Annotated in this window: 5 protein-coding genes; all 5 read left to right on the forward strand. The window is 62.6% G+C overall.

Annotated features, from left to right (window positions below; all coding sequences use genetic code 11):
• Positions 1 to 219: 219 nt before the first annotated feature.
• A complete protein-coding gene (locus ACY4LX_RS26705; RefSeq protein WP_463258311.1) occupies positions 220 to 4,662 on the forward strand; it encodes a SpvB/TcaC N-terminal domain-containing protein in 4,443 nt (1,480 codons plus the stop codon).
• A 3-nt stretch (positions 4,663 to 4,665) separates the two neighbouring features.
• Positions 4,666 to 7,458 (forward strand): RHS repeat-associated core domain-containing protein, encoded by a 2,793-nt coding sequence (locus ACY4LX_RS26710; RefSeq protein ID WP_463258312.1) that lies wholly within the window; start codon positions 4,666 to 4,668, stop codon positions 7,456 to 7,458.
• A 21-nt stretch (positions 7,459 to 7,479) separates the two neighbouring features.
• Positions 7,480 to 10,212, forward strand: coding sequence for an RHS repeat-associated core domain-containing protein (locus ACY4LX_RS26715; protein WP_463258313.1), 2,733 nt, complete (start codon positions 7,480 to 7,482; stop codon positions 10,210 to 10,212).
• Between the two features lie 81 nt (positions 10,213 to 10,293).
• Positions 10,294 to 12,060, forward strand: a complete 1,767-nt coding sequence (locus tag ACY4LX_RS26720; protein ID WP_463258314.1) for a sensor histidine kinase — start codon at positions 10,294 to 10,296, stop codon at positions 12,058 to 12,060.
• A complete protein-coding gene (locus ACY4LX_RS26725; RefSeq protein WP_463258315.1) occupies positions 12,054 to 13,385 on the forward strand; it encodes a sigma-54-dependent transcriptional regulator in 1,332 nt (443 codons plus the stop codon). The genes ACY4LX_RS26720 and ACY4LX_RS26725 overlap by 7 nt, the downstream gene beginning before the upstream one ends.
• The last annotated feature ends 168 nt before the right edge of the window (positions 13,386 to 13,553 follow it).

Here is a 13,553-nt window from a genome sequence, read left to right on the forward strand (position 1 = left end):
CACCTCCAAAAACGGCCGGGTCATCTCCCCAGATGACCCGGCCGTTTTTTTTTGCCCATCCCCCACCTGTGGGAGATCGGTATAAACAGTCATCCCCTGCAACCCAATCAATCTAAAAATCCCGCCCCCACCTGTCAGATCTGACAGGTTACGCCGCCCCGGCAACTTGATAGCGTTGACCCACACCGAAACCCTTTGCCGAACACCGGGATCCGCCCCATGGACGATCACGCTTCGCTGAGCATCACCACGCCCTCCATTGCCCGCACCGCGTCCATTGCCATGGTCGGCAAAAGCGGCTCGGTCGGTTTCACCGGCAGCGCGTCATTCGAATTGCCGCTGCCCCTGTCGGCCGGGCGCGGTTTCGATCCCAACCTGTCGCTGGGCTATGACAGCCAGGCCGGCAACGGACCGTTCGGGATTGGCTGGGGGTTGAACAGCGGTGCCATTTCCCGACAGACCAACAAGGGCGTGCCGCGCTACCAGGACGACGATGTGATGATCGGCCACGACGGCCAGCAGTGGCGCCCGGAACGGGATGCCCAGGGGCAGATCACGTCCAGGAGCGAAACCCATTACCGGGGCGTGCCCGTGGGCTCACACACGGTGGTGCGTTATTTCCCCCGCATTGAAACCACCTTCGCGCTGATCGAGTTCTGGCGCTCCAGTGCCAACCCGCAGGGTTTCTGGCTGATACACGACACCGACGGCAGCCTGCACCTGTTCGGCAAAGCCGATACCGCGCGGGTGGCCGATCTGAACGACCTGCAACGCGTTACGTCCTGGCTCATACAGGAAAGCCTGAGTGCCCACGGCGAGCACATCGCCTACGAGTACAAAGCCGAGGAAGCCTCACCGGCGCCCCATGACTACCGGGCCCAGCGTTACTTGCAACGGGTGCTCTACGGCAACGCCGCAGCCAGCAGCCACTTGTATGGCTGGACCGAGCCACCGCCCTCGCCGGCGTGGCATTTCCATCTGCTGTTCGACTACGGCGAACGCACCCTGGACCGGGAACAGAAACCCACCTACGAACCCAAGACCCCGTGGCCAGTGCGCAGCGATCCGTTCCACACCTACGGCAACGGCTTTGAAGTCGGCACCCGACGCTTGTGTCATCAGGTGCTGATGTTCCATCACTTCCCCCGGGAACTGGGGGCGAACCCGGTGCTGGTGCGACGGCTGCTGCTGGAGTACCGCGCCACGTCCCTGGGCTACAACCAGTTGGCGGCCGCGCACTATCAGGCCTGGGACGCCAGTGGCGCGGTGGAAAACCGCCCGCCCCTGGAGTTCGACTACTCGGCGTTCGCCCCCAATACCCAACCGGCGCCCTTGTTGCCCTTCGATAACATGCCCGGCCTTGAGGATGGGCAACGCTATCAATCCGTCGATCTGTTTGGCGAGGGCTTGCCGGGTTTTCTGTGCCGCTACGACCAGGCCTGGTTCTACCGCGAGCCGTTGCGCGATGAGTCCGGCGACGATGACATCACCTACGGCCCATGGACCGAACTCAGCCAGATCCCCCGCGCCGACAGCCGTAAACCGGTGCAGCAAACCCTCACCGACCTGACCGGTGACGGGCGCCTGGACTGGGTCATCGCTCAACCGGGCCTGAGCGGTTTCCACACCCTGAACCCGGACCGCAGCTGGTCAGGCTTCATCCCGTTCAGCGCGTTTCCGGCGGAGTATTTCCACACCCTGGCGCAACTGGGCGACTTGAGCGGCGACGGCCTCAGCTCCCTCGCGCTGATCGGCCCCAGGAGCGTGCGCCTGTACGCCAACCGTCGCACCGACGGTTTCGCCAAGGCTGAGGAGGTGCCCCATCTGCCGGACGACGACCGCTTGCCGTTGTTCAGCGATGCGCCGACTGAACTGGTGTTCCTGGGCAACATGCTGGGCAGCGACATGAGCGAGTTGTGCCGCATCCGCCACAACGAAATCAAATGCTGGCCGAACCTGGGTCACGGGCGTTTCGGCCAGGGTTTCGTGATGAGCGCCCTGCCCTTCAGCTACCACGAATTCGATGCCGCCCGCGTGCGCATTGCCGACCTCGACGGCTCCGGGGCACCGGCGCTGATTTACCTGAAGTCCGACGGTTTCGACATCTACTTCAACCGGGGTGGCAATGGTCTGGAGCAGACACCAGTCCAAGTCTCCTGGCCCGAAGGTGTGCGCTACGACAACCATTGCCAGGTGACCCTCGCCGACCTGCAAGGCCTGGGCTGCGCCAGTCTGATCCTGACAGTGCCACACATGAAACCCCGGCACTGGCGCTATGACTTTGTCAGCGCCCGGCCGTACCTGCTGAGTGCCAGCAACAACAACATGGGGTGCAGCACGCACGTGAAGTACCGCAGCTCGGCGCAGGAGTGGCTGGATGAAAAACGGCAATTGCATAACCGCAAAATGCTAGCGATGTCGTACCTGCCATTCCCGATTCAAGTGGTCAGCAAACAGCAGCAAAAGGACGAAATCACCGGCAACGTGCTCACCCAATCCCTCAGCTACAGCCAGGGTTACTACGATGGTATCGAGCGCGAGTTCCGGGGTTTCGGCCTGGTGCGCCAGACCGACAGCGAAGCCGTGCAGACTGAAGACGACATCGGCTTCACCGCCCCGGCGCTGGCCTGCACCTGGTTCCATACGGGCCGCAGCGTGGACATGCCGCGAGACGGTTATTTCGCCCAGGACCCGGACGCCCAACCCTTGGGCGATACGCTGTTCTGTCGCTACCACGCCAGCGACGCCTTCGATGAACCGGTGCCCCCGGACGCAGCCACCGCCCGTGCAATCGCCCGGGCCCTCGCCGGCGCAGTGTTGCGCACGGAAACCTATGCGCTGGACGACACCCTGCCCTACCAGGTTGAGGAGTACCGCTACAAAGTCCGTGAATTGCGGGGCATCGACGCTCACCCGCCCCACGGCAGCCTGTTCGCTGCGCCGCTGGAACAAATCAGTTACCAGTACGAACGCTTTATCGACGACCCGCTGTGCCGCCACGACATCACCCTGAGCCAGGATGCGTTCGGCCAGCCGACCCATGCCCTCACCGTCCACTACGCCCGGCGCAAGACCGAACTCGACGCACCGCCCTTCGATGACCCGGACGAACAAGCCTGGTGGCGCGACGCCCACGACCCGCAGCAACAGTCTTACTACCTGAGCGAAACCCGCGCCGAATTCATTCACCTGACCGACCCGCAAGGCTGGCGCGTGGGGCTGCCCTATCGCCAGCGCGGCAACGCCTTGAAGTTGCCCAAAGGCGCGTTGCCCACGGGGCTCAATCCCGGGCAAATCAGCTACGAATTACTGCTTGAGCATCACGCCAGCCCGGCGTGGAACAGCGCGCGGGAATTGACGAGGCAAGCGCTGCAGCGTTACCTCAACACCGCAGACCGCTCCGTGCGGCCCGATGGCAGCGCCGACTTCGAAGCCCTGGCCGCGCCCCAGGAAATCGCGCAATTGGACAAGACCGCGCTGGACGCCTACAACACCCTGCCCCCGCCCTTCGATATCCGGGTCGAGCTGGTGAAGATCGGCTATGTGCACATGCCGTTGTTCCTTGAGCCGGACGTCGATGAAGACCAGCGCAAAAACCTTTGGTCGGCCCGCTACGGGTTTGCCGAATACGCCGACCTGGCCGGCTTCTACAAGGTGCGCAAGTACAACGAGACCTTGAGCCACGGCGTCACCCAGGCCAGCTATGACTCCTACCACCTGGCGATCACCGAGGTCACGTTGCCGGACGGCTGCACCACCCGCGCCGAATACGATTACCACGCGCTGCAACCGCTGCGCCTCATCGATGCCAACGACAACATTGAGGAAGCGCTGTACGAACCGTCCGGCCAGCCGCTGGCCGTCAGCTTCTACGGTACGGAAAACGGGGTGCCCGTCGGGTTCAAGCCGCTGAGCGAGTACGTTCGGCCCGCATCGTCGCTGCCGGCCCCGGCCATCGATAACCCCGAGGCAGCCCTGCAAAAAGCCGCCAGCGTCCTGCGCAAGGACTTGTTCAGCTGGATGGGCCAACTCCCCGGCGCCACCCACCAGACCGCCGCCTGGCTCGCCGGCTGGATCGCCGACGGTTACGTGCTGCCCAGCCTGCACATCCGCGCCAGCGCCCGCACGCGACTGGCCCGGCTCAAATCGCGCACCGCCGCCGAACAAACGCTCAAGGAACTGATCGCAGCGACACCCCGTGAACCGGTGCACAGCGTGATCCTCAGCGCCGACCGCTACCCCGATGACCCGTTGCAGCAGATCCAGATCAGCAAGGCCTGCGTGGACGGTTTCGGCCGGGCGCTGCAAACCCAGCAAAAGGTCGAGCCCGGCCTGGCCTACAGCGCCAATGCCAACCTCGAATTGGAGGTGGTGGACGGCCAACCGCTGGAGAAACCGGCCGACCCGCGCTGGCGCATCAGCGAACGGGTGGAATACAACAACAAGGGCGCCGTGACCCGTGTCTTCCGCCCCTACTTCTGTAACACCCATGGCTATATCCGCGACCAGTCCTTTCGCCTGTTCGGCTACCACGACCAGCAGTTCTACGACCCGCTGGGCCGTCCGATCAAGGTCATCAGCGCCAAAGGCTATGAGTCGTTTGACAGCCTGCATCCGTGGTATCGCGCCAGTCACGACTTCAACGACACCGAGGGCTCGTGAGCCATGATGACGACCGTGCATGGGCGCACACCCTCGCTGGTGGTGAATGACAGTCGTGGCCTGCCGCTTCGCCAAGTGGCGTACCTGCGCACGGAGGTGGGTGGCACGGCGGATGCGCTCATTACCCGGCAGCTCCACGACGTCCGTGGCCGATTGATCGGGCAATGGGACCCGAGGCTTTTCGGGGTTGCGCTCACCCCCAACCTGGCCACGGTTTATCGGCTGTCCGGCGAAGCGGTGCGTGTGGACAGCGTCGATGCCGGCTGGCGCTTGAACCTGTCCGGGATGTCGGGTGAGGTGCTGCAACGCTGGGACCCGCGCGGCACCCATTGGCAAACCACCTACGACAATCAGTTGCGCGTGATCGCCCTCCAGGAAAACACCCAGCCGAACGTCGAGCGCTTCACCTATGCCAACGCCACGGCGGCAGCCAGCCACAACCTGCGCGGGAAACTGATCGGGCAAGTCGACCCTTCGGGCACGGTGAGCTTCGACAGCTACAGCCTGGGCGGCGAGGCCTTGGGCGATTCCCGGACCTTTGTCGACGGTGCGCCTTATACCAGCCGCCGCACCGTCAGCCCCCTCGGCGCCGTGCTGGATCAGACCGATGCCAAGGCGCATCAGCAACAGTTCGGCTACGACCTCGCCGGGCAACTCAAACGGGTGGAATTAAAAATCGACCCGACGGCCTCGGCTCAAGCCGTGCTCGCCGATGCTCACTACAACGCCGCCGGCCAGTTGATCGAACAGCACGCGAGCAATGGCGTGGTCAGCCGCTGGACCTACGATCCGGCCAATGGCCGGCTTACCCAACAACAAGCTGGTTTACCCGGCCAATCAGCGTTGCAGAACCTCGGCTACACCTACGACCGGGTTGGCAATGTGCTGGCCATCGACGACCTGGCCTTTACCCCGGTGTTCTTCGCCAACCAGCGGGTCGACGGCCGTCGCGAGTTCAGTTACGACTCGCTGTACCAATTGCGCAGCGCCGCGGGTTTTGAAACCGATACGCCGAATCTGCGTCCCGGTTTGCCAACCCCCATCACACCGGTCGACACCGGCCGGCTCTACAACTACGCCCAGCAGTATGAATACGATACCGGCGGCAACCTGACGACCCTGCGCCATGTGCGCACCGGCAATAACCACACGCAAACCACGCGCATCGCCCCCGACAGCAATCGCGGTGTGCGCTGGATTGAAGGAGAGCCGGAGCCGATTTTCGACGAACACTTCGACCCCCACGGCAATTTGCTGTTGCTGGAAAAAGGCCAGCCACTGACCTGGAACCGCCGCGATCAACTGGCCGTGGCCCGGCTGGTGGAACGCAGCGGCGGGCCGAACGATGAAGAAACCTATGTCTACAGCCAGGGCCAGCGCGTCAGCAAACGCCTGCTGACCCAGGCGCAATCGGCCAGCCATGTGCGCCAGGTCCTGTACTTGCCGGGGCTGGAAATCCGCACCCTGGACGATGCCGAAGAACTGCACGTCATCACCCTGGGCAACGTGCGCTGCCTGCACTGGGTCAAGGGCAAACCGGCGGCCATCGAGCAAAATCAGTTGCGCTACAGCCTCGACGATCACCTGGGCTCCAGCACCCTGGAACTGGACCGCAACGGCGCGTTGATCAGCCAGGAAATCTACTACCCCTTCGGCGGCACGGCGTGGTGGGCGGCGCGCTCGGCGGTGGAGGTGGACTACAAGACGATCCGGTATTCGGGCAAAGAGATGGATGTCAGCGGGCTCTATTACTACGGTGCCCGGTATTACGCGCCGTGGTTACAGCGTTGGGTGAGTGCCGATCCGGGGGGGGATGTGGATGGGCTGAACCTGTTTGCGATGGTGGGGAATAACCCGCTGCGCTATGTGGATCCCGAGGGCGGTGCCCGGGAAGAGAACGTGATTTTTCTCTACTCGGGTTTTATTTCCGTCCTGGGGGGGGTGTCAGAGCAGACACTCGGGCAGGTCGACAACATCATTCATCAGAAGAACATCGTCAGCAGTCTGTTCAAGAACCTGTTGGGAGAGACATTCCTGGGCGTCATCGGCTATGAAGGTGGCGTGATCGGCACGCCACAAGCAAGCGCCGTGCTTCCCAATGCGCCTCACGCCCTGCAATTCACCGACCCAGGCGCATTGACCGGTGGCAACCTCGGCGGGGATGTGGCCGGCGCGCTGGCAGAACCGGTCACCAGCAGCTTTGGGTTGATATCCGCGCTGATCCCGCAAACCTCGAAGATCTCCGTTGCCGCGATTGACGACATGTTGGGGATCCCGGCCCCCGTCAACGAGATACAGCCCAATTGGCGCAGCATCAAGGATGAGGTGATTCACCCAGCGCTCAACGCCGTGCTCAACCCCGAGTTCGTGATGAACCGAGGGATCGCGACCTGGATATCAATCATTCCCGGCACCCTGAATATGTTCGCCCGGGCGGTGGAAGCCGAAGACATCACGAACCGTCTCGACCCGGTCAAGATCGCCAAGATTGAAGCCATGACCGCCGAATGGAAAGCCGCGACGGAGCAACGCTGGGCCTGGGCGCAAAATGCCTTCGATGCGCTGGGCACCGACACGGTCAACCCGGCCGACGTCATTCCCAACGTGAACTTCATGACCCCCAAGGCCATGCTTGCACCTATCACCCGGGCCGGATTGCAGCAAGCCACAACCACAACCCTCGACTCCATCAGCCGCATTCAAAAAGGCATGGCCCAGTACAAGGAAATGGGCACCACCGACAATATGTATCTGGCACGGCAGGCGCGGGCGGCGGCGAAGGCTTCTCGAAGATGAGTGATGCACCGGGAGCAACCCATGAATCGATCAACGCACCTGAATACACCGACGCTTTTCGTCCACGACCCCAGAGGGCTACCGGTGAGACAGGTAGCCTACCTGCGTAAAGGGACCGGTGGTTTGGTGGAAGCACGGGTGACCCGGCAGGTCCTCAACGTCAGTGGCCGGTTGATCGAACAATGGGACCTGAGGCTTTACGGGGTTGCGCCCAAACCCAACTTGGCTACGATTTATCAGCTGTCCGGCGAGGCCGTAAGGGTGGACAGCGTCGATGCCGGCTGGCGCCTGAACCTGTCCGGGATGTCGGGTGAGGTGCTGCAACGCTGGGACCCGCGTGGCACGCACTGGCAAACCACCTACGACAATCAGTCGCGCGTGATCGCCCTCCAGGAAAATGCCCAGCCGAACGTCGAGCGCTTCACCTATGCCAACGCCACGGCGGCTGCCAGCCACAACCTGCGCGGGCACCTGATCGAGCAGGTCGACCCTTCGGGCACCGTGAGCTTCGACAGCTACAGCCTGGGCGGCGAGGCCTTGGGCGAGGCCCGGACCTTTGCCGACGGGACGCCTTATACCAGCCGCCGCACCGTCAGCCCCCTCGGCGCCGTGCTGGACCAGACCGATGCCAAGGCGCATCAGCAACAGTTCGGCTACGACATCGCCGGGCAACTCAAACGGGTGGAATTAAAAATCGACCCGACGGCCTCGGCTCAAGCCGTGCTCGCCGATGCTCGCTACAACGCCGCCGGCCAGTTGATCGAACAGCAGGCGAGCAATGGCGTGGTCAGCCTATGGACCTACGACCCGGCCGATGGCCGGCTCACCCGCCAGCAAGCCGGTTTGCCCGGTCAACCCGTGTTGCAAAACCTCGGCTACACCTACGACCGGGTTGGCAATCTGCTGGCCATCGACGACCTGGCCTTTACCCCGGTGTTCTTCGCCAACCAGCGGGTCGACGGCCGTCGCGAGTTCAGTTACGACTCGCTGTACCAATTGCGCAGCGCCGCGGGTTTTGAAACCGATACGCCGAATCTGCGTCCCGGTTTGCCAACCCCTATCACACCGGTCGACACCGGCCGGCTCTACAACTACGCCCAGCAGTATGAATACGATACCGGCGGCAACCTGACGACCCTGCGCCATGTGCGCAACGGCAATAACCACACTCAAACCACGCGCATCGCCCCCGACAGCAATCGCGGTGTGCGCTGGATTGAAGGAGAGCCGGAGCCGATTTTCGACGAACACTTCGACCCCCACGGCAACCTGCTGTGGTTGCAAAAAGGCCAGCCACTGACCTGGAACCGCCGCGATCAACTGGCCGTAGCCCGGTTGGTGGAACGCAGCGGCGGGCCCAACGATGAAGAAACCTACGTCTACAGCCAGGGGCAGCGCGTCAGCAAACGCCTGGTGACCCAGGCGCAATCGGTCAGCCATGTGCGCCAGGTCCTGTACTTGCCGGGGCTGGAAATCCGCACCCTGGACGATGCCGAAGAACTGCACGTCATCACCCTGGGCAACGTGCGCTGCCTGCACTGGGTCAAGGGCAAACCGGCGGCCATCGAGCAAAATCAGTTGCGCTACAGCCTCGACGATCACCTGGGCTCCAGCACCCTGGAACTGGACCGCAACGGCGCGTTGATCAGCCAGGAAATCTACTACCCCTTCGGCGGCACGGCGTGGTGGGCGGCGCGCTCGGCGGTGGAGGTGGACTACAAGACGATCCGGTATTCGGGCAAAGAGATGGATGTCAGCGGGCTCTATTACTACGGTGCCCGGTATTACGCGCCGTGGTTGCAGCGTTGGGTGAGTGCCGATCCGGGGGGGGATGTGGATGGGCTGAATTTGTATGGGTTTGTGGGGAACAATCCGCTTGTCTACATAGATCAAGGCGGCAGGGTCAGAATCCCGTTCGCGATTGTGGAGCGGTTCAAAGCTAATTGGGGCAACTGGACGCCAGAGGCTACGTACGACTTGAAAATCTACCGGCATCTGGAAATCCTCGATGAAGTGAAGACGGGCGTACGTGATACCTGGCAACAAATACTTAACCATCGATCAATGACGGAGCACGCGCAGTCCACCAGTAAGCGAACCGGATACTTCCTGGCAGAAAAAGGCACCTCCTTTGCGGCAGGTGCGGGCGTTGGAGCCGCCGTTGGTGCCATCGCCGGGGCACCGCTAGGTCCAGTGGGGATGGCAGGCGGCGCAGTCATCGGCTTCGTCACCAGCACGGTCGTCAGTAAAACAACGGCATACATCGGAAAAGAGACAGGCCTCAACACATCGGTAAGCCTTGAATCCGGGCGGTTGAATCCCGACAAGCTAATTAAAAAGGTTTATTCCCAAACATCCGATCAGCTCATTCCCGATCTCATTTCCAGCTACGATCCGCGAACAGCAGGCGGGCGCAAGAAGTTGGCTAAAGAGGCGGTAACCGTGGCGCTGGGGAAGGTCCCATTGGCAGGACCAGGCTTGAAAGCCATACCGGGCACCCTTGATATCCTCAGTGAAGTGAGTGCGGCGGCATCGGCTCTTTCCGCTGAACAAGTCAATGCGCTGGATACCGACATCGTCGCGATGGTCGGCGCATTGGAGAAAGGCAAAATCAATTTGGCGGAGATGGCACGAAAATTCGATCGAGAGGAGGTCCTGAAAAAAATTAACGTGAAGACAGACAAAAGGATCAGAAGCCTGAACGATCTGCGAACAGTCCTGCATTCTCGTTCATCCAAATTCACAGCAGTGTAGAGGCGATTATGGGTCCGGCCTGAAACGACACGAATTCACATGCTATCGTGCGCGCCCGTATTACTGACTGTTTGCGCCGCCATGCCCGCGACTTCCCGAACCCTGCGCCTGACGCTTTACACCCTGCTGATCGTGGCTGGCGCCGTGCTGGCCGCCGCCCTGGCCATGCGCCACGCCGAACGCCAGGCCCTGGAGGAAGACGCGGCCCGGGCCAATCAGCAACTGGCGTTGTACGCCAACTCCCTGCACACCTTGATTGATCGCTATCGCGCCCTGCCCGCCGTGTTGGCGCTGGACCCGCAATTGCGTTCGGCCCTCGATGGCCCGGTGAATCCTGAACAGCAGGACCTGCTGAACCGCAAACTGGAAAAGATCAACGGCGCCGCCCAGTCCTCGACCCTGGAATTGCTCGACCACACCGGCCTGGCCGTGGCCGCCAGCAATTGGCGTCTGCCCAGCAGTTACGTCGGTCACAACTACGGCTTCCGCCCCTACTTCAGCCAGACCCGCACCCAAGGCACCGGGCGCTTTTACGCGGTGGGCGTGACCAGCGGCATTCCCGGTTATTTCCTCTCCAGCGCAGTGACCCGGGACAACGGCGAGTTCCTCGGTGCCATGGTGGTCAAGCTTGAGTTTCCCGAACTTGAGCGCGAATGGCGCCAGGGCAGCGACACGCTGTTAGTCAGCGATGCCCGCGGGATTATCTTCATCGCCAACCAGCCGGGCTGGCGTTATCGCACATTGAAACCGCTGAACGACAGCGATCACACCGAACTCAAAGTCACCCGCCAATACGACAAGCAACCGCTGACACCGCTGGTGTATCAATCGAAACGCCGCTTCGACGACAACAGCGATCTGGCCCGGGTCGAAGGCCCCGACGGCACGGCGGATTATCTGTGGGAATCCCTGCCGCTGCCCGCCGAAGGCTGGACCTTGCACCTGTTGCGCCGCCCGCAAGTTGCGTTCGAAGACAGCCGCAATGCCGCCCTCGCCGCCGCCGGATCGTGGCTGGCGCTGGTGTTTTTGCTGCTGTTCCTCAACCAGCGCTGGCGCCTGGCGAAAATGCGCCAGCGCAGCCGCGAAGAGCTGGAACAACTGGTGGAAGAACGCACCCGCGACTTGCGCACCGCCCAGGATGGTTTAGTGCAATCGGCCAAGCTCGCGGCGCTGGGGCAGATGTCGGCGGCACTGGCTCATGAAATCAACCAGCCGCTGACCGCCCAGCGCATGCAGTTGGCGACCTTGCGTTTACTGCTCGATCACGGCCGGGTCGATGACGCCTACAAGGCGTTGAAACCGGTGGACGACATGCTCACCCGCATGGCCGCGTTGACCGGCCACCTGAAAACCTTCGCCCGCAAAAGCCCCAGCGGCTTGCGCGAACGCCTGGATCTGGCGGCGGTAGTCGATCAGTCCTTGCAGCTGCTCGACGCGCGGCTGCGCGACGAAAACGTCAGCACCGTGCTGCACCTGACCCGCCCGGCGTGGGTGCGTGGCGATGCGATTCGCCTGGAACAGGTGCTGATCAACCTGCTGCGCAACGCCCTCGACGCGGTGCAGGACAAACCGTGCAAACGCCTGGAAATCCGCCTCGAAGCCGACGAACAACTGTGGCGCCTGACCGTCGCCGATAACGGCGGCGGGATTGCCGAAGAACACCTGCCGAATGTGTTCGATCCGTTCTTCACCACCAAACCGGTGGGTGATGGTCTGGGCCTGGGGCTGGCGGTCTCGTTTGCCATCGTGCATGAATCCGGCGGACGCCTGAGTGCCGCCAATCACGAGAACGGCGCGGTGTTTACCGTAACCTTGCCGATCGATCTGGAGGAACCTGTTCCATGCTGAATTCGGTGATCGTGGTCGACGACGAAAGCAGCATCCGCAGCGCCGTCGAACAATGGCTGAGCCTGTCGGGGTTCGAGGTGCAGCTGTTCAGCCGCGCCGATGAATGCCTGGCGCAACTGCCGGCGCATTTTCCCGGGGTGATCCTCAGCGATGTGCGCATGCCCGGCATGACCGGCCTGGAACTGCTGGCCGAAGTGCAGCGCCGGGATGCCGATTTGCCGGTGATTTTGCTGACCGGTCACGGCGATGTGCCGATGGCCGTGGAAGCCATGCGCGATGGCGCCTACGACTTCCTCGAAAAACCCTTCAGCCCGGAAACCTTGCTCGGCAGTTTGCGGCGGGCCCTGGAGAAACGCCGGTTGGTCCTGGAGAACCGGGCCTTGCACGTCCAGGCCGACAACCGCGCCAAACTCGATGCGACGTTGCTCGGTGTGTCCCGTGGTTTGCAGACCTTGCGCCGACAGGTGCTGGACTTGGCGACGCTGCCAGTCAACGTGTTGATCCGGGGCGAAACCGGCAGCGGCAAAGAGTTGGTCGCCCGTTGCCTGCACGACTTCGGCCCGCGTGCGGACAAGCCGTTCGTGGCGCTGAACTGTGCGGCGATCCCTGAGCAATTGTTCGAGGCCGAGCTGTTCGGGCACGAGAGCGGCGCGTTCACCGGTGCTTCGGGCAAGCGCATCGGCAAGCTTGAATACGCCGACGGCGGCACGCTGTTTCTCGATGAGATTGAAAGCATGCCGTTGGCGCAGCAGGTCAAGTTGTTGCGGGTGTTGCAGGAACAGAAGCTGGAACGCCTGGGTTCGAACCAGAGCATTCGCGTGGACTTGCGGATCATCGCCGCGACCAAACCCGACCTGCTGGACGAAGCCCGGGCCGGGCGCTTTCGCGAGGATTTGGCCTATCGCCTGAACGTCGCCGAGTTGCGCCTGCCACCGTTGCGCGAGCGGCGCGAAGACATTCCGTTGTTATTCGAAACCTTCGCCCAGCACGCCGCCGAACGCCTGGGCCGGACCTTCCCACCCTTGAGCGGCCCGCAACTGAGCCACCTGCTGAGCCACGACTGGCCGGGCAATGTGCGGGAACTGGCGAACGTGGCTGAGCGTCAGGTGTTGGGGCTGGGTGAGCCGGAGCCGGTGGGGATTGATCCTGGCCAGTCGCTGGCAGCGCAACAGGAAGCGTTTGAAGCCCATTGCTTGCGTGCGGCGTTGACCCGGCATAAGGGCGATGTGAAAGCGGTGCTTGAGGAGCTGCAACTGCCGAGGCGGACCTTCAATGAGAAGTTGCAGCGGCATGGGTTGAGCCGGGAGATGTTTATCCCCGAATGATCGTTTGATGATCGTTCCCACGCTCCGCGTGGGAATGCATCAAGGGACGCTCCGCGTCCCCTCGCGGTAGTGACGCGGAGCGTCACGGGCGGCATTCCCACGCGGAGCGTGGGAACGATCGGTAGGCGGAAATCCGCTCACTCTCTTGCGCGCATTGAGCGACTATCC

The organism is Pseudomonas sp. Emmai (assembly GCF_055179735.1).